18 protein-coding genes are annotated in these 21,737 nt (G+C 73.6%); 5 read left to right on the forward strand and 13 right to left on the reverse strand.

The genetic code is table 11. From position 1 onward, the window contains the following. Window positions 1-5: 5 nt before the first annotated feature. The 3 genes from AB0O21_RS27355 to AB0O21_RS27365 all read right to left on the reverse strand — a co-directional run bounded on the left by AB0O21_RS27355 (window position 6) and on the right by AB0O21_RS27365 (window position 4,323). The gene (locus AB0O21_RS27355; protein WP_365175185.1) at window positions 6-1,439 is read right to left on the reverse strand and encodes a helix-turn-helix domain-containing protein; all 1,434 of its coding nucleotides are present in this window, start codon (window positions 1,437-1,439) and stop codon (window positions 6-8) included. A gap of 202 nt (window positions 1,440-1,641) precedes the next feature. Then, complete coding sequence (locus AB0O21_RS27360; RefSeq protein WP_365175187.1) at window positions 1,642-2,097, reverse strand: (2Fe-2S)-binding protein; 456 nt, start codon at window positions 2,095-2,097, stop codon at window positions 1,642-1,644. A gap of 15 nt (window positions 2,098-2,112) precedes the next feature. Continuing rightward, window positions 2,113-4,323 (reverse strand): molybdopterin cofactor-binding domain-containing protein, encoded by a 2,211-nt coding sequence (locus AB0O21_RS27365; RefSeq protein ID WP_365175189.1) that lies wholly within the window; start codon window positions 4,321-4,323, stop codon window positions 2,113-2,115. Between the two features lie 285 nt (window positions 4,324-4,608). On the opposite strand from AB0O21_RS27365, the gene AB0O21_RS27370 reads away from it, so the two are divergent. Beyond that, window positions 4,609-4,860: an SCO4226 family nickel-binding protein gene (locus tag AB0O21_RS27370; protein ID WP_365175191.1), complete on the forward strand. Its 252-nt coding sequence runs from the start codon at window positions 4,609-4,611 to the stop codon at window positions 4,858-4,860. Between the two features lie 190 nt (window positions 4,861-5,050). Next, window positions 5,051-6,472, forward strand: a complete 1,422-nt coding sequence (locus AB0O21_RS27375) for a SpoIIE family protein phosphatase (RefSeq protein ID WP_365175193.1) — start codon at window positions 5,051-5,053, stop codon at window positions 6,470-6,472. A gap of 123 nt (window positions 6,473-6,595) precedes the next feature. On the opposite strand, the gene AB0O21_RS27380 is transcribed toward AB0O21_RS27375, so the two are convergent. Continuing rightward, window positions 6,596-8,095: a hypothetical protein gene (locus AB0O21_RS27380; RefSeq protein WP_365175195.1), complete on the reverse strand. Its 1,500-nt coding sequence runs from the start codon at window positions 8,093-8,095 to the stop codon at window positions 6,596-6,598. Between the two features lie 231 nt (window positions 8,096-8,326). Between AB0O21_RS27380 and AB0O21_RS27385 the strand changes: the two genes are divergently transcribed. From AB0O21_RS27385 to kstD, 3 genes are all read left to right on the forward strand, one after another. Continuing rightward, window positions 8,327-9,451, forward strand: a complete 1,125-nt coding sequence (locus AB0O21_RS27385) for an aminoglycoside phosphotransferase family protein (protein ID WP_365175197.1) — start codon at window positions 8,327-8,329, stop codon at window positions 9,449-9,451. A 277-nt stretch (window positions 9,452-9,728) separates the two neighbouring features. After that, window positions 9,729-10,451: a hypothetical protein gene (locus tag AB0O21_RS27390; RefSeq protein WP_365175199.1), complete on the forward strand. Its 723-nt coding sequence runs from the start codon at window positions 9,729-9,731 to the stop codon at window positions 10,449-10,451. 89 nt (window positions 10,452-10,540) lie between these two features. After that, window positions 10,541-12,325, forward strand: coding sequence for a 3-oxosteroid 1-dehydrogenase (gene kstD, locus AB0O21_RS27395; RefSeq protein WP_365175201.1), 1,785 nt, complete (start codon window positions 10,541-10,543; stop codon window positions 12,323-12,325). Between the two features lie 10 nt (window positions 12,326-12,335). On the opposite strand, the gene AB0O21_RS27400 is transcribed toward kstD, so the two are convergent. The 9 genes from AB0O21_RS27400 to AB0O21_RS27440 form a co-directional block, all read right to left on the reverse strand. Further along, the gene (locus AB0O21_RS27400) at window positions 12,336-12,836 is read right to left on the reverse strand and encodes a hypothetical protein (protein WP_365175203.1); all 501 of its coding nucleotides are present in this window, start codon (window positions 12,834-12,836) and stop codon (window positions 12,336-12,338) included. A gap of 128 nt (window positions 12,837-12,964) precedes the next feature. Further along, window positions 12,965-13,732, reverse strand: coding sequence for a maleylpyruvate isomerase family mycothiol-dependent enzyme (locus AB0O21_RS27405; protein ID WP_365175205.1), 768 nt, complete (start codon window positions 13,730-13,732; stop codon window positions 12,965-12,967). A gap of 34 nt (window positions 13,733-13,766) precedes the next feature. Further along, entirely contained in the window at window positions 13,767-16,835 is a 3,069-nt protein-coding gene (locus AB0O21_RS27410; protein ID WP_365175207.1) for an AAA family ATPase, read from the reverse strand. A gap of 92 nt (window positions 16,836-16,927) precedes the next feature. After that, complete coding sequence (locus AB0O21_RS27415) at window positions 16,928-17,344, reverse strand: ACT domain-containing protein (protein WP_365175209.1); 417 nt, start codon at window positions 17,342-17,344, stop codon at window positions 16,928-16,930. Between the two features lie 13 nt (window positions 17,345-17,357). After that, window positions 17,358-17,825: a hypothetical protein gene (locus AB0O21_RS27420; protein ID WP_365175211.1), complete on the reverse strand. Its 468-nt coding sequence runs from the start codon at window positions 17,823-17,825 to the stop codon at window positions 17,358-17,360. Between the two features lie 296 nt (window positions 17,826-18,121). Beyond that, window positions 18,122-18,361 carry a DUF397 domain-containing protein gene (locus AB0O21_RS27425; protein ID WP_365175213.1) on the reverse strand — a complete coding sequence of 80 codons (240 nt, stop codon included), beginning with the start codon at window positions 18,359-18,361 and terminating at the stop codon, window positions 18,122-18,124. 109 nt (window positions 18,362-18,470) lie between these two features. Further along, window positions 18,471-19,646, reverse strand: a complete 1,176-nt coding sequence (locus AB0O21_RS27430) for a thiolase domain-containing protein (RefSeq protein WP_365175215.1) — start codon at window positions 19,644-19,646, stop codon at window positions 18,471-18,473. Further along, entirely contained in the window at window positions 19,643-20,707 is a 1,065-nt protein-coding gene (locus AB0O21_RS27435) for a thiolase domain-containing protein (RefSeq protein WP_365175217.1), read from the reverse strand. The genes AB0O21_RS27430 and AB0O21_RS27435 overlap by 4 nt, the downstream gene beginning before the upstream one ends. Next, window positions 20,707-21,666, reverse strand: a complete 960-nt coding sequence (locus AB0O21_RS27440; RefSeq protein ID WP_365175219.1) for an OB-fold domain-containing protein — start codon at window positions 21,664-21,666, stop codon at window positions 20,707-20,709. The genes AB0O21_RS27435 and AB0O21_RS27440 overlap by 1 nt, the downstream gene beginning before the upstream one ends. Window positions 21,667-21,737 lie beyond the last annotated feature (71 nt).

Here is a 21,737-nt window from a genome sequence, read left to right on the forward strand (position 1 = left end):
TGGTGTCAGCCTGCGAGCTCCTCCGCCCGGTGCGCCAGCCACAGGTCGTGGCGGGCGCTCGGCGATTGGAGCAGCGAGCGCTCCAGCAGTGCCTCGACGCGGGTCAGCCGCTTGCGGGCACCCGGGACGGAGATGCCCAGTGCGGCGGCCGCCGGGACGAGTTGGGCATCGTGGTCCAGCCAGGTACGGACCGTGGCTCGGGCCCCGGGCGGGGCGTCGGGTCCGGTCAGCGGGCGCAGGTGCGCGCGGGCCCAGTCGGTCAGGCTCGGATCGCGCAGCACCTCGTCGAGGCCGGGCACCGGGTCCGGGATCGCGCCCGGGGAGGTCCCTCCGGGGGTCAGCCGCAGCGCGAGCGAGAGCGCGGACTGGTCGGCGAGGCGCGCGAGGTCCAGCCCCAGGAGGCCCTCGATGAGCCGGAGCCGGCCGGCCAGGGTGTTGCGGTGGATCTTCAGCAGGCGGGTGGCGTGCGAGGTGAAGTTGAGCCAGGCGTGGGCGGTCGCGCGCAGTTCCCGCACTCCGGGGTCCTGGGGGCGCTTGGGCTCGTACGTGTGCAGCGGCGCGAGGAGGGCCCCGGCCCAGCCGGAGCCGGCCCCGTGGGCGGCGAGCGCCAGCTCGGGGCCGGGCCCGAACCGGGCGTGCCGCTCCCCGCGTCCACGGGCGACGGCGAGGGCGTGGAAGGCCTGGCTGTAGGCGGCCGGCGCCTCCCGCAGACCCGCCTGGCCGCTGACCCCGACCACGGCGTCGCGGGCCACCCCCACGAGCGCCCCGGCCAGGGCGTCGTCCTCGCCCGGAGCCGCCGCCGGGCCGGCCGGGACGAGCACGATGAGGTGGCGTACGTACACGGGGCAGCGCACGGTCCAGGCCCGGCCGCCCGTCAGCTCCGCGCACAGCCGGGCCACTTCGCCGCGCTGCCCGGTCCGGCATTCCACGACGTACATCCGCATCGGGTCGGGCAGGGAGTGCCCGAGCGCCCCGGCGATCTGGCGGGCGGCGGAGAGCCCCCCGTTCATCAGCAGGTGCAGCACCGCCTCGCGGGCCCGCGATTCGGCGAGCCCGGCCCGCTCCGCACGGCGTTCGGCCTCCTCGGCGCGCAGTACGAGGGCCAGCGGTACGGCGGCGTCGGCGAGCAGCGCGGCCGCATCGGGGGGCTGCGGCCGTTCCAGTACGGCGGCCAGCGCGCGCCGGTCGTCCAGCGCGAACAGCAGCGTCGCGGAGCCCTCGCTCTCCATGACGGCCGAGCGCAGCCCGCGGGCGCTCATCTCGGCGGCGCCCCGCAGCGCGGATTCCGGTCCGGCGCCGGCTCCGGACCCGGGGGCCGGTTCGGCGTCCACCACTCCGGTCCAGCCGCCGATCCGGGTGGCGAGCCAGGCGAGCAGCACGGCCGATCCCCCGGTGCGGGCGAGCCGGTGGAGCTTGAGGACGTCGTCTGACCTGGACACCGGCGCATTCAACCACCCGGGGCACACTGTGCGCTGTGATACCCGTCTCGCCCGGTCACTGGGCAGGGCGAACCCTGTACGCGGCAGGCGCCCCGCCTAGGTTTGTCCTCGAGCGGTCGGACCCCGGCGCGATGCGATTCATCGCAACGGGGGAACGTCGGGGTCCTTCCTCGCTCGCGCCGGCGGCGCAGACGACGGAACGTCACATCTTGGCGGCCGCGCTGCGGATGGCCTCCCTGATGCGGACGTAGGTGCCGCAGCGGCAGATGTTGGCGATGGCGTCGATGTCCGCGTCGGTGGGTTCACTGGTCCGCTTGAGCAGCGCGACGGCGGCCATGATCTGGCCGGGCTGGCAGAAGCCGCACTGGGCGACGTCCTGTTCGAGCCAGGCCTCCTGCACCGGGTGCAGCTCGTCCCCGTTCGCGAGCCCCTCGATGGTGGTCACGGATTTACCCGCGCAAGCGGAGACGGGCACGACGCAGGGGCGGATGTCGGCGCCGTCGAGATGGCTGGTGCAGGCCTTGCAGACGTCGACTCCGCAGCCGTACTTGGGGCCGGTGACGCCCAGCATGTCGCGGAGCACCCACAGCAGGGGCAGATCGTCGGGGGCGTCCACGGTGACGCTCTGCCCGTTGACGGTGAAGGTGTGCGAGGGCACGGCGTACTCCAGCGGTTAGCGCGGGTAGGGGGTGAAGTCGACGTCGAAGTCGAGGGGGAAGCTGCGCGGCTTGGAACCGGTGGCCCGGGCCCAGGCGTTGGCGATGGCGCCCACGGCGGCGGGCACGCCGAGCTCGCCGGCGCCGCCCGGCTCCTCGCCGGTGGCCGGCATGACGAAGACCCGTGCGTCGAGCGGGGTGTCGCGCTGCTTCGCCCAGTGGAACTGGCTGTAACTGCCCTCCAGCGGGAGCCCCTTGTCGAGGTGGAGGCCGGCGCGCAGGGTGGTGGAGATGGCGTCGGTGAGGCCGCCGATCATCTGGGCCTCCAGTCCGCGCGGGTTGACGGGCAGGCCCACGTCCACGGCGATGACGGCCTTGGTGACGCGGACGTGCTCCGGGTCGCGGGTGTCGATCTCCACGAGGCAGGCGGTGCGGGACTTGTACTCCTCGTGGAAGGCGATGCCCTGGGCGCGGCCCGCTCCCATCGGCCGCCCCCACTCCCCTTCGGCCGCGACCTTGTCGAGTACGGCGCGCTGGGCGTCGGTCTTCAGGAAGAGGCGGCGGAACTGGTACGGGTCGCGGCCGGTCTTCGCGGCCAGTTCGTCGACCACGATCTCCTCGGCGCCGCGCGTGTTGGCGGAGTACACCGAGCGCCAGGAGCCGGTGGGGACGCCCGTCGGCACCTCGGTGAGGGCCTGGGTGGTGACCCCGAAGTTGTAGGGGGACTTCACCGTGGTCAGGAACAGGGTCTGGGCGAGGGTGGCGTTGCCGATGCCGAGCGGCAGGTGCGCCGCGGTGGCGGTGATGATCTCGCCGAGCCCGTGCCGGAAGTCGGTCTCGGCCGCGGCCACGCGGTGCTCGAAGGTGAGGACCTCGCCGAGCAGGTGGGTGGCGCGGATCTTGTGGTGGGTGGCGGGGCGCATCCGGCCGTGCCGGGTGTCGTCGACACGGGTCCACATCAGCTTGACGGGGCGGCGGCAGGCCTTGGAGACGCGGGCGGCCTCCAGGGCCGCGTCGAAGAAGAGCCGCCGGCCGAAGGAGCCGCCGGCCTGCACCACGTGCACCTGCACCTTGCCCAGCGGCAGGCCCAGTTCGGCTGCGATGGTCTCGCGGGCCACGATCGGGGACTTGAGCCCGGACCAGATCTCGGCGCGGTCGTCCCGTACGTCGGCGATGGCGGAGTTGGTCTCCATCGGGGCGTGGCTGACGAAGGCGAAGTCGAACTCGGCGTCCACGTACGGGGTCAGCAGCGGCGGCACCAGCAGGGGCGGGGTGGCCGCGCGCAGCTTCGTACGGACCTCCGCGTCGGATAGCTGGTCTGCGGGGCCCGGTCCCCAGGTGACCTGGAGGGCGGCCTTGGCGGTCAGGGCCTGTCCGAAGGTCTCGGCGACGACGGCGACCCCGGTCGGGACGGTCACCACGTGCAGGACGCCGGGCATGGCCTGGACGGCGGCGAGGTTGGCGACGGAGCGAACGGTGCCGCCGAGGGTGGGCGGGCGGCGCACCACGCAGGGCTTGGCCCCGGGCACGTCGAGGTCGAGGGTGTACTGCTGGGCGCCGGTGACCATGGCGCGGGCGTCGACGCGGCTGGTGGGCTTGCCGACGAGGGCGTGCTTGGCCGTCTTCTTGGGGGTGGCGCCGAGGACGACGAGCGCGGGGTCGGCGGCGGCCGCGGCGAGGCTGCCGTAGTCGGCGGTGCGGCCGTCGGGGGCGCGGACCGTGCCGTTCGCGGTGGTCAGGGTGGCGGCGGACAGGCTCCAGCGGACGGCGGCGGCCGCGACGAGCCGGGCCCGGGCGGTGGCGGCGCACTGGCGGACCGGGCCGTAGAGGGAGCGGATGGAGTTGGAGGAGCCGGTGAGCTGGTTGAAGACCAGCTCGGGCCGGGCGTCGTCCAGTTCCACCCGTACGTCGGCCAGCGGCGCGTCGAGCTCCTCCGCGACGAGCATGGCCACGGCGGTGGTGAGGCCCTGGCCGACCTCCTCGCGCGGCAGCCGGAAGCGGATGGTGCCGTCCGCTTCGACGGCGAGGGCCAGCAGGGCGGAGGTGGGCGCCCCGGCGAGGATGAACAGGTCGCCCAGGTCGATGATGTCGGCGATGGCGGGCAGGCTCGGCACCACGGCGTGGGCGGGCTGCGGGGCGACCGCGTCGACGCCCGCGCGCGTCACCAGGGCCAGGGTCGGCGCGGCGACGAGATAGGTGAGGAAGGAGCGACGGCTCTGCCCGGTCATTTCGTTGTCCCCACCCTGCGCGGGTCCGCGCGAGCGGACCGGCCCCTGATCATTACCGGCACGTAGGGTAGCGACCCGGGGGTGTGGTGGGAAGCGCGGGGGGCCACCGGTGCGGGGGTCCTCCGTTAGGGGGACGGGGGCGCGGCGCCTTGATCCGCATCCGGTCCGGTCAGAGGGGTGGGGATTCCTCGTACAGATCGGCCGTACGAGCGAGCGGGCCCGGCCGGAAGGCCGTTTTCCGGCCGCGGGCGGACGATGGAAGGGACGCGAAGGAGGTGCTCCGCCATGGCCAAGTTCATGGACGTCCACACGGGCATGAAGGGCATCACACAGGAGCAGCTGGCCGCCGCCCACAAGGCGGACCTGGCCATCGAGAAGGAGGAGGGCGTCCACTTCGAGCGGGCATGGGCCGACCCGAAGTCCGGCACGGTCTACTGCCTCTCCGAGGGCCCGTCCGCGGACGCGGTCCAGCGGATCCACTCCCGCACGGGACACCCGGCGGACGAGATTCATCCGGTTCCGGTGAGCGTGTCCTGAAGGTCTGCTGACCGGATTCGTTCGTACGCGAAGACCCTCTGGTGGGGTGGCCGAGAGGCCTGCGGCATATGCCAGAAGCAAGACCGTCGCGGATGTTGCCAAACGCCTTACACGCAGTCGCAGCCTGTGCAACAGTCGTAACCGGTCCTTCCTTCAGACTTGGCCGTGCCGCGCCTGTATCGGAGTTCTCATGCCGTCCCACCTGTTCGCGGACCGTCCCGCGCAGCCGCCCGAGCCGGGGTCGGTGGACGCACTGATCTCACAGACCCGGCGGCTGCGGGGAGATGTGGACGCGGTGCGCCGCGACACGGTCGTCGATGACGACGACGCCCAGGGCCGCTGGCAGCGCGCTCTGTGCGACCTCGCCGTGCACCACCTCGACGACCTCGGCGAGCACCTCGGCCAGCTCAAGGAGGGCCTGCCGCCGGCGCCCGAGACCGTCGAACTCCCGCAGGCGGCCCCCGAGGCCGTCCCGGAGGCGCAGACCCGCGTCGGCAGCGCCGAGTGGAACCTGCTGACCGACGAGGTCAGCTGGTCCGACGAGCTGTTCCAGATCTTCGGCCGCTCCCCAGAGGCGGGCCCGCTGCCCCTCGACGAACTGGGCTCCACCCTGTTCTCCGAGGACCAGCCGCTGCTCACCGCCTGGGTGACCGCCTGCCTGGTCGACGGCAAGGCGATCGACGGCGAATTCCGCATCGTCCGCGCCGACGGCCGGGTCCGGACGCTGCACATGAGGGGCGAGCCGGTACTCGACTCCGACGGCTGCACGGCCTCCATGTGGGCCGTGCTCCGCGACGTGAGTGAACTGCGCCGGAGCCAGCGGGCGGTCCGCGAGTCCCGTGACTCGCTGCAGCGCCGGCGGGAGATCGCGCAGACCGAGCACCGGCTGGCGGTCGAGCTGCAGGAAGCCGTGCTCCCCCCGTGGCGCGGCTCCCTGCGGTTCCCGCACGGCAACGCGGGCACGCTGGACGTGGCCGCACACTATCTGCCCTCCGCGACCAGCGCGCTGATCGGCGGCGACTGGTACGACGCGCTCGAACTCCCCGACGGCAGCTCGATGCTGACCGTCGGCGACCTGACCGGGCACGGCGTGACCGCCACCTCCGGGATGGCGATGATGCTGGGCGCGCTGCGCGGCATGGCCATGGCCGGGATCGAGCCGGGCCCGCTGATGGGCTGGCTCAACCAGCTCCTGGAAACCTCCGTCCAGCCCGCGCTCGGCTCTGCCGTGTGCTGCCGCTACGACGCCGCGCGCCGGGTCCTGTCCTGGGCACAGGCCGGCCACCCCGCCCCCCTGCTGTTCCGCCGCGGTTCGGGCAGGTCCCTGCTGCCGCCGGAGGGCGTCCTGCTGGGCGCGACCTCGGGCGCGGTGTACGGGCAGGCCGAGGAGCGGCTCGAAGTGGGCGACCTCCTCGTGCTGCACACGGACGGACTGACCCCGCGCAGCATCGAGTTCAGCCGGGCGGACGGCACCGAGCGGCTGCTGGCCCTCGCGCCGCGGTTCTCGGCGGCGCGGTCGGCGCAGGACTGCGTGCGGCTGGTGATCGAGGAGTTCGGCGAGAGCGAGCGCGAGGACGACGCGTGCGTGCTGGTCGCCCGGGTCGGCGGGTAGGCCGGGGGCGGACGGCGTCCGGTGGGCCGCACGGGACGTACGGACTTCAGGGCCGCGCCGTCAGGCGCGGCCTTCCTCGTCTCCGTGCGGGTGCAGGGGGCCGGTGCTCGACCACGCCCCCGCCTACACCACCGTCCCGCGCGGCCCGCGCATCGGCTGGGGGCCGTCGGGGAGGGCCAGCTTGATCTCCTCTCGGAGGTCCTCGATGCGCGCGTATCCGGAGTACTGGCCGGTGAGCCGGTACATCTCGCGCAGCCGGTCCCATGTCCGGTGCGAGGAGGTCTCGTTCATCGAGACCAGGGCCAGGCGGGCGTACCGGTCGGCCTGTTCCGGGTCGTCGGCGATGAAGCAGGCCGAGGCCATCGAAATGTAGTCGAAGATCTGCGAGCGCTGGTAGCCGTCCCCGCGCAGCCGCAGTGCCTGCTTGGCGTGGCGTGCCGCGATCGGCGCCGCCGTGGCGTCGTGGTCGGCCAGGGTGCGGTACGCGAGGGCCTGCATGCCGTGCAGGTCCGCCTCGTCGAAGTGCTGCATCCAGCTCGGCGGCGGCACGTCGCCCTTGTCGGAGACGAACAGCTCCTCCGCCTCGCCCAGGGTGCGGCGCATGGCCTGGCCCTTGCCCATGGCGGCCTGCGCCCACGCCTCGATGGTGTGCAGCATGGCGCGAGTGCGCGGCAGGGTCCGCTCCCCGGAGCCGGACTGGGCGAGCTTCATCAGGTCCAGGGCCTCGTTCGGCCGACCGAGGTGCACCATCTGGCGGGCCGCCCGGGAGAGCGCCTCGCCGGCGCGCGGCCGGTCGCCGCCCTCGCGGGCCGCGTGCGCGGCGATGACGAAGTACTTCTGCGCGGTGGGTTCGAGGCCCACGTCGTGGGACATCCACCCGGCGAGCACCGCCAGGTTGGCCGCCACCCCCCAGAGCCTGCGCTGGAGGTGGTCGGGGTGGTGGTAGGCCAGCATCCCGCCGACCTCGTTCAGCTGGCCGACGACGGCCTTGCGCTGGAGCCCTCCGCCTCTGGAGGCGTCCCAGGCGCGGAACACCTCGACGGAACGTTCCAGTGCCTCGATCTCCTGCGAGCCGATCGGGGCGGCCTCGTAGCGGTCGTAGCCCGCCGGGTCGGCCTGGAAGGCGTCCCCGAAGTGCTGCGCCTCCTTGGCGAGGGCCGGGTCGGTGTGGAGCCAGTCGTGCATGGCATTGCTGAGGGCGGAGCCGGCGGTGAGCGCGGCACCCGCGCCCATCAGACCGCGACGGTTGAGCATGAGGTCCATTCCCGTGAATTCGGTGAGGACCGCGGCTGTGCGTTCGGGCGCCCATGGCATGCCGTCGGGGTTCTGCGTGTCCCCGTCCGACTGCCGTTTCGTGGTGCGCCGCTGCCGTACGAACCCGAGGTCCTCGTTGGTCACGACACGACCGAGCCGCTCGGTGAACAGTGCTGCCAGTACCGTGGGCACCGGTTCGCGCGGGGTCTCCCCCATGTCGATCCAGCGCCGCACCCGCGAGGTGTCGGTGGCCAGCTGGGGGTGGCCCATGGCCGCCGCCTGCCGGTTGACCATCCTCGCCAGTTCGCCCTTCGACCAGCCGGCCAGGCCGAACAGGTCGTTCAAGCGGGTGTTTGGACCTTTGCTCACGTCAAGCCCCCAGGTTCTCGGCTGAGTTGACAGTAACCCCCCGTCAGGCCCCCACGGCATATTCGCCAGGCTTCGCCAGGGCACGCCCGATGGTTCGCCACCTCCGGCCGGGTGTCAGGTAGGAATGCGCCTCCCCGACCCGGTTCACCGGCGGAACTCCCCAGGGTGAAGTACGGGATCCGGCGGGGCGGCGTACGAACCCAGTCGGCGCACGAAGGGATCCGTAAAGCCATGTACGCAGCAACGTCCTCCGTGTCCGCACCTGTCCGGCCCTACCGCACGCTCCCGGCGGGCGGCGGCCCCTACCTCGACCCCGGCCGGCCCGCCTCGGCGGCGCAAGGCGCCGCACGGGCGCGGCGGATGCCGGGAGCCGGGTCGCAGCCGCTCAGCGGAAGAATCGACCTCTCGGGGCCGCAAGGGGCGCAACTGCGCACCGCGCTCGCCTCGGTGCAGCGGATCTGTCCGGAGTTCGCGCCGGTGCAGGTGCTGCGGCGCAGCGGCCGCTCGGTCCTGCTGGTGGGAACGACCGGACGGATGACCGCCGTCGCGAAGGTTTTACTGGACCATTCGCCGGAGTGGCGCGAGCGCTACCGGCACGAAATAGCTGCGTACCGGACCTTCGTCCGGCACCGCCCTCCGGTCCGTGTCCCGCGGCTGATCGCGGCGGACCCGGAGAACTGCACGCTGGTGGTCGAGCGGATGGCGGGCCGGGTCGCGGCGCTCCAGCGGCACCCGGTGGAAGCACCACCGCGGGTGGACCTGCGGGCGGCCCTGGGGGCGGTGTGCCGGGTCAACCAGTGGCGTCCGCCGGCCGAGCTGTTCGGGACCCCGCTGAACTACGGGCGGCGGATCTCCCGCGACTACGAGCTGGGGCTGCTGACCGACCGGGACCTCGGTGACCTGCAGAAGCTGCTGCACGGCGTGAAACTGTCGGGCACGGCACTGCAGTTCAACCACGGTGACGCCCTGCTGTCGAACCTCCTGCTGTCCCCGGCGGGCCCGGTGCTGCTCGACTGGGAGCACGCGGGCTGGTACCTGCCCGGCTACGACCTGGCCACGCTGTGGACGGTACTGGGCGATGCCCCGGCCGCCCGGGCACAGATCAGCCGGCTGGCCCAGGCGGCCGGTCCGGTCGCGCGGGACGCCTTCCTGGTCAATCTGATGCTGGTGCTGACCAGGGAGATCCGGATGTCCGAGACGGCGGTGCAGCGCTCGATGGTGGCGCCCGCCCCGGCCCAGCCGCTCCCGGCGGGTGCCCTGTCCTCGGGCGAGGAGCAGCGGCTGCTGCTGCGCCGGCTGCACGACGACGCCGGGATGGCCCGCAGAGCGGTCCGCGCGGCCGTCGGCACCCGGTAGGCACCGGCACCCGGCAGGCGCCGGCACCCCAAGACGCGAAGTCCCGTGGCTCCCACCGCCGCGGGGCTTCGCTCGTGCGGGCCTGGTACGGGCGGTCACCCGCCGGTTCGCGCCTCGCGCGGGGGAGGTTCGTCCGCGCCCTCGTACGCCGCGAAGCCGACTGCCCTCCCCCGTGCGGGGGAAGCGGACCCCTCTCACGGGGGATCCGCGCACACCGGGACGGCTGCGATCTTCGAAGCAGACCGGGCAACCGATGCCCGCCAGCTTGGAGATCGCGATGACCACGCATGCCGACTTCACCCCGTCCGACCGCCCTCGGGGCCCTCTCGCCGTGGTCGACGTGCCGTGCTCGGGCTCAGGCACCGGCACGGGCTCCGGCACGGGCACGGGCACTGGCCGGGGCCCGGCGTCGGCCCCGAGCCGGGGAAGGTCACCCGGTCAGGGCCTGCGCGCAGCCTGGAGGGCCGCGCACGCCCCGGTCGCCGGAGTCCCCCGGTACGCGCGGATCGCCGCGTACGCCATCCCCTTCGTCGTCCTGCCGTCCGGGCTGTGGCGTCTCGGGCTCCTCTTCGTCGACCACTCCGAGGCGGACAGCGGCTCGCTGCCGGGCTGGCTCCCGCTGGACCTGTATGTCGTCATCCTCTCGGCCTTCTCCGAGCTGCTGGCGTTCACCGCGATCGGGCTGGTCGCCGCCTGGGGCGAGCGGGTTCCCCGCTGGATCCCGCTCCTGGGCGGGCGGCGGATACCGGTGGCGGCCGCCGGCGTGCCCGCCGCACTCGGCGCGCTCGCCCTGACCGCCCTCTGGACCGCCATCGGCGTGGTGACCCAGGTCGCCGGGACGACCGTCACGGGTGATCCGATACCGGCGGACTTCCCGAGCGAGGTTGGCGGCTGGACCTCTCTGTGGTTCTACGTCTGCTACGCCCCGCTGGTGCTCTGGGGGCCGCTGCTGGGCGTGGTGACGGTGGCGTACTGGAGGCGGCGGCGCCAGATGCCTTGACATCACATGATCCCCCGAACACCTTTTCTGACTCAGCATCAGACATGCTGGAGTCACCGTCGCCTCCCCATCACCGCTGGAGCCTGCCCATGTCCGCAAGCGCTTCACGCACGTCGACCGAAGCCCTCCCCTCCAGACGAACGGTCATTGCCGGAACGGGAGCCGGGGTGCTCGCCGCCACCGTGCTGCCGTCCGCCACCGCGCGGGCCGCGGACGGCCCCTCGCTCGGCGAGTACGACGTCGTCGTAGTGGGTTCCGGGGCCGCGGGGATGACCGCCGCGCTCACCGCCGCCCAGCGGGGGCTGAGCGTGCTGGTCGTCGAGAAGGCCCCGACCTTCGGCGGTTCGGCCGCCCGCTCCGGGGCCGGCATCTGGCTTCCGAACAACTCGGTGATCCTCGGCGCGGGAGTACCGGACACCCCCCAGAAGGCGGCGGCGTACCTCGCGGCGGTCGTCGGGAGCGAGGTGCCGGCCGACCGGCAGGCGGCATTCCTCTCCAACGGGCCGCGGATGCTGGACTTCGTGATGGCGAACAGCCCGCTCAAGTTCTGCTTCATGGAGGGGTACAGCGACTACTACCCCAATCTGCCCGGTGGGCTCCCGAACGGCCGCTCCATCGAGCCGGACTACATCGACGGCAACATCCTGGGCGCGGAACTGGCCCACCTGAACCCGGCGTACATGCCGGTCCCGGCCGGGATGGTGGTGTTCAGCCAGGACTACAAGTGGCTGAACCTCGCGGCGGTGAACGCGAAGGGCCTCGCGGTGTCGACGGAGTGCCTGGCGCGCGGCACGAAGGCGGCGCTGTGCGGGGAGAAGCCGCTGACCATGGGGCAGGCCCTGGCGGCCGGGCTGCGGGCCGGGCTGATGCGGGCCGGGGTGCCGGTGTGGCTGAACAGCCCGCTGGTCGACCTGGTCCAGGAGGGCGGCGCCGTCACGGGGGTGGTGGTCGAGCAGGCGGGCGTACGGGGCACCGTACGGGCCCGGCGCGGGGTGATCATCGGCTCGGGCGGTTTCGAGCACAACGCGCAGATGCGGGCGCAGTACCAGCAGCAGCCGATCGGCACCCAGTGGTCGGTGGGCGCGAAGGAGAACACCGGCGACGGAATCCGGGCGGGCCAGCGGGCGGGGGCCGCGCTCGCCCTGATGGACGACGCCTGGTGGGGGCCGTCGATCCCGCTGCCCGGGGAGCCGTACTTCTGCCTCGCCGAACGGACCCTGCCGGGCGGCCTGATCGTGAACGCGAACGGCGCGCGGTTCGTCAACGAGGCGGCGCCGTACAGCGATGTGGTGCACGTGATGTACGAGAAGGACCGCGGCGCGGTCGGCTCGCACATCCCGGCGTGGCTGATCGTGGATCAGAACTACCGCAACAAGTACCTGTTCAAGGACATCCTGCCGACGATCGTCTTCCCGGACTCCTGGTACGAGGCGGGCGCGGCGAAGAAGGCGTGGACCTGGGACGCCCTCGCCGGCCAGATCGGGGTTCCGGCGGCGGCCCTGCGGGCGACGCTCAACCGGTTCAACGCGCAGGCGTGGAGCGGTACCGACTCCGACTTCCACCGGGGCGACACGGCGTACGACCACTACTACACGGACCCGGGGGTGACGCCGAACTCGTGCCTGGCGCCGATCTGGGCCCCGCCGTTCTACGCGTTCAAGATCGTGCCCGGGGATCTCGGCACGAAGGGCGGCATCGTCACGGACGCGCGGGCCCGGGCGCTGCGGGCGGACGGCTCGGTGATCCGCGGCCTGTACGCGGCGGGCAACGCGAGTGCGGCGGTCATGGGCCACAGCTACGCGGGGGCCGGATCGACGATCGGTCCCGCGATGACGTTCGGCTACGTGGCGGCGAACGACATCGCGGACGCGTGATCGGGAGGTACTAGCCCTGCTGGAAGAGCTCGGCGGGGAGCGGCTTCAGGAGGGCGTAGAGGTCATCGGTGATCGGGCGGTCCCAGCTGGCGATGGTGACCAGCACGTCGTCGCTGCGGTCGAACTGGACGCAGGAGATGCGGGACTCCGACAGCTTGATCTTCCGGACGATGAGGAGGTTGTCGCCCTGCATGACGGGGCAGTCCTCGACGCCGGTGACCTCGACGTCCTCGTCGTTCTCCAGTGCGTCGAGGAGCTGGGCCACCTCGAAGGGCACCTCGCCCTCGGCGAGGTCGCGGGCGGGGGAGCCCTCGGGCAGGTTGCCGATGATCATCGCGGGTCCGCGTCCGCCGAACAGGTCGTAGCGGAGGAAGACACCCTGGCAGCTACCGTCGGGCGCGGGCAGCAACCCGGCCCCGAGATTGCCCGGCCAGTCCCCCGGGTCCATGGCCAGGACATCGAAGTCCGGGCCGGCGGGTGTGGCGGCGCGGTGGCGGCGGAGGAAGGACATGCCGCCATGGTACGTGTCCGCACGCCCTTTCCGGCCCGGGGGCCCCGATCGGGCCGACGGCCCGCCGGCTCCCCCGGCCGCGCTCTGCCGGGGACGGCCCGCGGGCCCCCGACGGAGCGCGGCGCCCGTCAGACCGACGGGACCAGCGTGAACCAGTGCTCCAGTCGGGTGGCGTCGCCGGAGACCCGCAGGGCCGTGGCGGGGAGGCGGCCCCAGAGGAAGAGGGCCAGGTCCGAGGCCGTCCCGGCGGCCTCGACGTCCACCGGTGCGGCGGTGGCCGGGGCCGGCTCGAGCCGTACCGCGTCCGGGGTGAAGCCGACCGTCCAGGTCTCCACGCCGTCGGTGCGGCGGAAGCGGTACCGCTCCCCCGTTCCCGGCGGGGCCTGCTTCCAGGAGCGGCGGGCCGGGGCCATCACCTCGAAGGTCTGGGTCACGGCGTCCGCCGCCAGGGCCGGGTCGAGGGGGCCGGGGCTGCCCGTGGCGGATTCCGCGTCCCAGCGGTGGACCGCCAGCTCGATCAGCTGCATCCGCAGCCAGAAGCCCGAGGTCTGCTCCGCCGACCAGCTCCACACCGGGGTGTCCGGCCCCAGCTCCCGGAAGAGCTCCACCAGCTCCCGCGCACCCCGCGCGAACCAGTCCGTCAGCGCTTCCGGATCGGCCGGGGCCTCCGGGAGGCCGAGCCCGGCCGGGTCCGGCGGGGCCGCGAGCCGTTCCCGCAGTACGTGCGCGAGGTAGCGGTGCACGCCGCCCAGGTGCCCGACGAGCTCGGAGACCGACCAGCCGGGGCAGGAGGGGACCAGGGGCAGCGGCCCGCCGGGGTCGACCGCGCGGCGGACGGCCTTCTCGAAGGCCGACGCCTCGCTCTGGAAAAGGGTGATCCGTTCCGTTTCGTCCATGGGGTCACCCTTGCCCGCCGACCCGGGGATCCGATCACGTTGAGCTACGGGCGAACGCCTCCAGCGCGGCCCTCAGCCCGGGCCGGTCGGTTCCGAGCTTCCGGCAGGCGGCGGACAGGTCCCAGTCCGGCCCGGGGCCGCCATCTGCGGCCGGGCCCGCGGCCGCAGATGGCACCGGATCCGTGCCCGCGCCCGCGCCGGAAGCCGTGCCCGAGGCCGTGCGAGCACCCGAAGCCGGAACCGAGCCCGAGGCCGAACCCGAGCCCGGGACGGTGCCCGAGGCTGCGGCTGGGGGCGGGGCCGTGACCCCGGCCGGGGCGGGGGGCGTCGTCGGGGGACCGGCCGGGCCGGGGGGCGCGGCCGCCGTCGGCTTCGGCTCGGCCCGCGCCGCGCGCCGAGCCGCGTCGAGCTGCTCCTCCGTCAGCCGGTCCTCCACGGACGCCCTGCACGGGAAGTCGGCGCCGAGCCCCAGGAGGGCGTCAACCACTTCCGCCTCCAGACCGTCCGCGCCGCATTCCCGCGCCGTCACCACGGCCCGGGTCAGCAGCTCCTCGTCTCGCAGCTCCGTGCCGAGCGCGGCCAGCGCGCAGGCCAGTTCGTACCCGGCCGGGGAGGCCGCGAGCACGGCCACCGCCTCGCGCAGCAGCGCCACCCGGTCCTGCGGCGCCGCGACCTCGGCCGCCACCCGCAGGGCCTGCCCGATGCCCGAGGGGGCGCCGAAGGCGCGGGCCCGCCGCAGGGCGTCGCCGGCCAGGGCGCGCGCCCGCTCGGGGTCCTCCGCGGCCACGGCCCGGGCCAGGTACAGCTGCCAGGGGCACCAGGCCGGGTTCTGGATGCCGCGCGGGGTGAGCCTCCGGTCGACCTCTTCCAGTTCGGCGGCGGCCGCCTTCGTGTCTCCCCGGGCCAGGAGCAGTTCGGCGTACACGGTCTGGGAGTCGGGGAAAACCACCGCCGCGGGGAAGGGCCTGCCGAACTCGTGCTCCCGCGCCAGCTCCCAGGCCTCGTCGGTCCGTCCCCGGGCGAGCAGCGTGGTGATGAGGATGGCGATGGTGTACCAGTGCACGGGCGTGCCGCGGCCCACGCGCTCGGCGAGCTGGAGCCCGGCCCGGGCCAGTTCCTCGGCCTCCGCGAGCCGCCCGCGCCGGAAGCGGATGTAGGCGCGCAGGCTGTAGCCGAAGGAGAGGTGCGCCCCGCGCCAGCCCTGCCGTTCGAACTCGGCGATGCCCGCCTCGAAGAGCTCGTCCGCGCGGCCCGGCCGGTCGGCGTACACGTGGGCCATGGCCACGAGCACGGGCACTTCGAAGCCCCGGTCCTCGTACGCCCAGCTGAAGGGCTGTTCCAGGACCCGTCCGGCGTGGTGCAGGACCACGTCCACCGGTTCTCCGCGCAGGCAGGCGTCCCAGGCGCGGAGCCCGATGACGTACCGCTCGGTGAGGTCGCGGCCGGTCAGCCGGTCGGCGAGCCGGGCCAGGCGCCGCGAGCGGGCCGGGGAGTCGGTCTCGGCGGCGTTGAAGGCGTCCCACATGAACTGCTCGGACTGCAGGCGCAGTCGGGCGCGGGCGTCGTGGGTGTACGGGATCTCCCGCGCGAGGGATTCGGACGCCTCGGCGAGGCGGTCGCTGTGGGCGAGGACCTGGGCTAGCCGGATGACGATGCCCTGGCGCAGGGCCGGGTCGTCCACGGGCTCGGCGAGGGCGGCGCGCAGGTGGTTGACGGTGTTGGCGGGCTCCGTGAGCAGGGAGGCGCAGCCGAGTTCGTAGAGGACGGCGGCGCGTTCGTCGAAGTCGGGGGGTTCGCGCAGGGCGCGGGCGAGCTGGCGGCGGGCGGCCTCGGGGGCGCCCGCGCGAAGGTTCTCGGCGGCGGCCTCGCGCAGGGTGCGCACCACCCAGGGGTCGTTCTCGGGGTGGGTTTCCAGGAGGTGGCGGGCGGCGGCGGAGGGGCCGAGGCCGGCGTCGACCACGGCCGCGGCGGCCTTGCCGTGCAGGGCGACGCGCAGCGCGTCGGGGATGGCTCGGTAGATGGCGGTGGCGATGAGCGGGTGGACGAACTCGAGCCCCGCGTCGGCCTCTTCGGTGGCGGCCGACAGGATGCGGGCGTCGCGCAGCCGCCCGGTGGCGTCCACGGCCTCTTCGGCGCCGAGAGCGGCGACGCGGGCGGCCAGGTCCTGCGGGATGGCGGTGCCGAGGATCGCGCAGGCCCAGGCGAAGCGGACGGTGGAGGGGCCGAGGCGTTCGAGGCGGGCGACGAGGCCGCTGCCGCGCTGGGCGGCGGCGAGGTCGCGCAGCAGCGGGGCGCTGGCTTCGACCGGGGGCAGGCCCTTGTCCTGGATTTTCGCGGTGAGTTCGACGGTCTCGAAGGGGTTGCCGGTGGTGACGGCCCAGGCTTCGCGGCAGAAGGCGTCGTCGGCGTGCTCCCCGATGGCCTCGCGGACGAGCGTGGCCACGGCGGGCGCGGTGAGCGGGGCGAGGGAGAGCGGCCGCTGTCCCGCGCGGCCGGGCAGCGTACGGAACGCCTCGGCGTGCGCGGGCAGTTCGTCGGGGCGGTAGGCGACGACGAGGAGCAGCGGGAGGTGTTCGGCGCGCGGGGCGTAGCCGGCGAGCCAGCCCAGGGATTCGGGGTCGGCCCAGTGGGCGTCGTCGAGGACGAGGGTGACGGGGGCGCGCTGGACGACGAGGTGGGTGAGGACCCAGTCGAGTCCGTCGCGCAGGCCCTGGGGGTCGGGCGGGGCGCCCTGTTCGGGGGCGCAGAGGCCGAGGGCCGGGCCGACGATGGCGTACCAGCTGCCGAGGGCGGCGCGCAGTTCGTGTTCGGAGGTGCCGGCGAGCTGGGGCTGGATGAGCTGGCGGGCCACGTGGAAGGGCTGGCTCTGCTCCTGTTCGCCGCCGCGGGCGGCGAGGACGGTGCAGGAGCGGGCGTGGGCGCGGCGGCGGAGTTCGGCGAGGAGGGTGGTCTTGCCGAGGCCGGCGGGTCCGGAGAAGGCGAGGAGCGCGCCGCCGCCGTCCGGGGCGGGACCGGCGAGCTGGTCGAGGGCCTCGTCGACGAGGGCGAGTTCGGTCTCGCGTTCGACCAGTGTGCGCCGTATGCGGGTCCGACGTTCCGTCATGGCTGGTACCCCCCAGGCCTGTTAGGGGGCATCAGCGTACGCTCGCGCGGGACGGGAGGGAGCCCGCTGTCGGAAAGTTTCCGATCTTCTTTTCAGCTGTCCGCCGAGCGCTCCGCGAGGCCCTCCAGAACGGCGACGGCCTCGGCGGCCCGGTCGGCGGCCACGAAGAGGTGGTCGTGGTGGTATCCGGCGATGACGTTGCAGCTCAGGCCGTGTGCGCCGAGTTCGGTGGCGAAGGCCGCGGTGAGGCCGACGGCGTCGAGGGCGGAGTGGATGCGCAGGGTGATCCAGCCGGCGGTGTACTCGTAGGCGAGCCCGGCGGCGTCGGCCTCCTCCTGGCGCAGGACCAGGGTGAGCCCTTCGCGCTCCCGGATGGTGGCCACGGGGGTCGTCCCGGCCGGGACGGTGGTGCCGGTGGTTCCGGGGACGGTGCAGAACACGTACACGCCGTCGTTCAGCTCGGGCCGCATGCCGCTCAGGAGTGTGCGCAGGTCGCTCTCGCCGCTCATGCCGCCAGCCTAGTCATCGTTCCGCCCGGAGCCTGCGATGCCACCACGAGCGGGGGCGCCCGCTCCAGTCGACCCAGTGGTCCGGCAGCGGATCGGGGTCGGGGAGGGTGCGGTGGCGGAAGTCCGCGTCCAGGCGTCGCAGGATCCGGCCGAGGGCGCGGCGGGCGACGGGCGGCAGGGTGCGGTACACGTCGGCCAGTTCGTCGCGGACCACTGTCACGTCGTCGAGTTCGCACCCCGGGGCGGGGCAGCACGCTTCCGTCGGCCGGAGGCGGCCTCCTGGCCGGTCCAGGAACGCCCGGTAGCTGCCCAGCAGTTCCTGCGTCCCGTAGTAGCTCTTGTGCCGCGCCCAGTGGACCTCCGCACTCGCGGCGCGTGACAACCGGTCGACGGGCGGCAGTTCCCACGCCCAGGTTGGCGGGCGGCGGTCCTCGAAGCTTCCTCGTGCGGCGCGCAGCGCGCCGGGCCGTCTACGCGGCATCGCCCTTTCGGCGGATGATCGTCATACGGCCCATCCTGCCGGGGCGCTGCGCGCGCGGCAACGGCTTTCAGCCGAGCCCGACCCTGCTGGCCACGCCGACCCTCACGAGGGCGGGCGGGCCCTGCCGGGCGCGGGTCCGGCCGGGGCCGGGCGCGCGGCGGGGCGTCTCCTCGGGCTCCGAACGTTTCCAGGGGTCGGTGGGCCGAGCGTGGTTGTGTTCGGAGCCCTGCGGGGACGCCCCACCACACACCCGACCCCGTCCGGACCCTCAGGTGCCGTCCCGACCGCGGGAAGCACTAGGTGAGGTCGAACTCCCCGCCCCGCGCGCCCAGTACGAACTTGCGCCACTCGTCCGGCGCGAAGATCAGGGAAGGGCTCTCGGGGCGCTCGCTGTTGCGCATCGCGATGAAGCCGTCGACGAAGGCGATCTGGACGTCGCCCGCTCCCCTGCTGCTCGACTGCCAGTCCGCCTCGGTGAGATCGAGGTCCGGCTTGCCCCAGCCAGCGAGGGGCTGTGAAGTCATGCTCTCTGCCACGTGCGTGCTCCTCCCGGTACGTCGTCCGGGGGCAAGGTTAACCACCGCAGCGGGTGCCGCACAGGCCACGGTGAGTCACCCTTGACCGGTCCGGCACCCCCCGGGACTCTCAGCGGGTCGGCTCCTCCGCCCCCACCAGCCACATCGCGAAGAACTGGGCGCCGCCGCCGTACGCGTGGCCCATGGCGCGTCGGGCCCCCGGGACCTGGTGTTCCCCGGCCTGCCCGCGGACCTGGAGGGCGGCCTCCGCGAAGCGGATCATGCCGGAGGCGCCGATCGGGTTGGTGGACAGCACGCCGCCCGAGGGGTTGACCGGAAGGTCCCCGTCGAGTTCGGTGACCCCGGCCTCGGTGAGCTTCCAGCCCTCGCCCTCCTCCGCGAAGCCGAGGTTCTCCAGCCACATCGGCTCGTACCAGGAGAACGGCACGTACATCTCCACCGCGTCGATCTCCCGGCGCGGGTCGGTGATCCCGGCCTGCCGGTAGACGTCGGCCGCGCAGTCCTTGCCGGCCTGCGGGGAGACGAAGTCCTTGCCCGCGAAGAGCGTCGGCTCGCTGCGCATCGCCCCGCCGTGCACCCAGGCGGGGGGCTTCGGCGAACGGGCCGCGCCCGCACGGTCGGTGAGGATCATCGCGCAGGCCCCGTCCGAGGAGGGGCAGGTCTCGGAGTAGCGGATCGGGTCCCACAGCATCGGCGAGGCCTGGACCTTGTCCAGGGTGATGTCGTGCTCGTGGAGGTGCGCGTACGGGTTCTTCAGGGCGTTGCGCCGGTCCTTGTAGGCGACCAGCGAGCCGACGGTGTCGGGCGCGCCGGTGCGCCGCATGTACGCGCGCACGTGCGGGGCGAAGAACCCGCCGGCGCCGGCCAGCAGCGGCTGCTGGAAGGGGACGGGGAGGGAGAGCCCCCACATGGCGTTGGACTCGGACTGCTTCTCGAAGGCGAGGGTGAGGACGGTGCGGTGGACGCGGGCCGCCACCAGGTTGGAGGCGACGAGCGCCGTGGAGCCGCCGACCGAGCCGGCGGTGTGCACGCGCAGCATCGGCTTGCCGACCGCGCCGAGGGCGTCCGCCAGGTAGAGCTCCGGCATCATCACGCCCTCGAAGAAGTCGGGTGCCTTGCCGATGACGACCGCGTCGATGTCCGCCCAGGTCAGCTCGGCGTCCGCGAGGGCGCGGGCCGCTGCCTCGCGGACCAGTCCGGCGATGGAGACGTCGTGGCGGGCGGCGACGTGCTTGGTCTGGCCGATCCCGACGATCGCGACCGGTTCTTTACCCGTTGCGCTCAACGTGTCTCTCCTTCCAGGACGGCGACCAGGTTCTGCTGGAGGCAGGGGCCGGAGGTGGCGTGGGCGACGGCCCGGTCGGACTCGCCGCAGTGGATGCGGGCGGCCGCCTCGCCGATCCGGATCAGGCCCGCGGCCATCATCGGGTTGGCTGCGAGGGCCCCGCCGGAGGGGTTGACGGCGACGCCGTCGCCGAGGCCGAGCGCCTTGCGGAGGACGACCTCCTGGGAGGAGAACGGCGCGTGCAGTTCGGCGGTGTCCACGGGGGCTTCGAAGACGCCCGCGCGTTCCGCGGCGATCCTGGTCGACGGGGAGTCGGTGAGGTCGCGCAGGCCCAGGCTGTGGGCCTCGATGCGGTGGTCGATGCCGGTGATCCAGGCCGGGCGTTCGCAGAGCCGGCGCGCGGTGTCGCCGGCGGCGAGGATGACGGCGGCCGCGCCGTCGCCGATGGGCGGGCAGTCCCCGGTGCGCAGCGGCGCGACCTGGTAGTCGCCCTGTGGGACGGTGCCGGCGAGCTGGGCGTGCGGGTTGGCCCGGGCGTCGGCCCGGCTGCGGGCGCCGATGGCCGCGAGGGCGGGCTCGTCGGTGTCGCCCGCGTCGATCAGGGCCTGGGCCTGCAGGGCGGCGAGGGCCACGGAGTCGGGCCAGAGCGGAGCCACGTAGTACGGGTCGAGCTGGCGGGTCAGTACGTCGCGTACGGAGCCGGGCGAGGACTTCCCGTACGAGTAGACGAGCGCGGTGTCGGCCTCGCCGGTCTGGATCTTGACCCAGGCCTCGTAGAGGGCCCAGGCGCCGTCCATCTCGACGTGCGACTCGGAGATCGGCGGCCAGGCGCCCACCCCGTCGAGGGTCATGGTGAAGGAGAAGGCCCGGCCGGCCAGGTAGTCGCTGGAGCCGGAGCAGGTGAAGCCGATCTCGCCGGCCTTCAGTCCGGTGGCGGCCAGCACTTTGTGCAGGACCGGCATGACCATCTCGACTTCACTGAGTTCGGCGGTGTCGCGGCGGTGGTCGCTCTGCGCGAAGGCGACGACGGCGACCTCGCGGGCGGGTCCGGTCCGGGGCATCAGATGAGCTCCTTGTACGCGTCGTAGTCCGCGTCCGGCTCGCCGGTGGGGCGGTAGTGGTCGGGGTAGCGGCCGCCTTCGGTCCAGACCGGTTCGACGCGCAGGCCCATGCGGACCTGGTCGTACGGGATTCCGCCGATCCGGCCGTGGAGGGCGAGGCCGGCGCCGTCGAGGGCGATGTGGGCGTAGACGTAGGGGACCTCGATGTCGAGGTTCTTCGCCTTGATGTTGACGATGCAGAAGGTGGTGACGGTGCCGGCCGGGCCGACTTCCACCTGGTCGGTGGTGGCCACCCCGCAGGTGGGGCAGGCGCCGCGCGGCGGGACGTACACCTTGTGACAGGAGGGGCAGCGCTCGCCGACGGTCTTCTGCTCGGAGAGGGCGTTGATGTAGGCGGTCTGGGCGCGGCCGGGGCTGTAGGTGTAGTCGAGGCGGGCGCGGGCGACGATCCCGTGGACGGCGTCGTCGAAGGCCCCGTCGTGCGGGGCGGCTGCGCCGGCTTCCGGCCCCTCGTAGGGCTCGAAGCAGGCGATGTCGGTGATGGCCCCGGTGCGCTCGGCGGCCCAGCGGATCCGCACCCGCATGCCGGTGCGGACGGCGTCGGGGCCGGGCGCGTCGAGGGCGTGCAGGAGGGCGGTGTCGGCGCCGTCGAGCTTGACCAGCACCCAGGCGAAGGGGGTGTCCAGGGGCTGGTTCGGGCGGGGCCGGCCGTTCCAGGCCCAGGTGGTGACGGTGCCGGTGGCGGCGACCTCGACGAGCTCGCGGACCTCCTCGGCGGTGACGGGGTCGTACTCGACGGGCGGCACCATCACGGTGCCGCCGGAGGTCTTGACCCCGAGGACGACGCGTTCGCGCAGCCCGGTGAGGAAGGCGCTCTGGACGGGCCCGAGGGACCGGGTGAACGGGAACTCGACGACGAGGGGCGCGCGGAGCACCTCCGGTGGGGAGGCAGCTGTCATGGTGGCTCTCCGATACGGTTGATTCGGGTGATTCCAGCCCCGCCGGCGTTTGAGGCGCGGGGTCCGGGGCA

This window comes from Streptomyces sp. NPDC091371, assembly GCF_040684275.1.
In the GTDB taxonomy this organism is placed as follows: Bacteria; Actinomycetota; Actinomycetes; order Streptomycetales; family Streptomycetaceae; genus Streptomyces.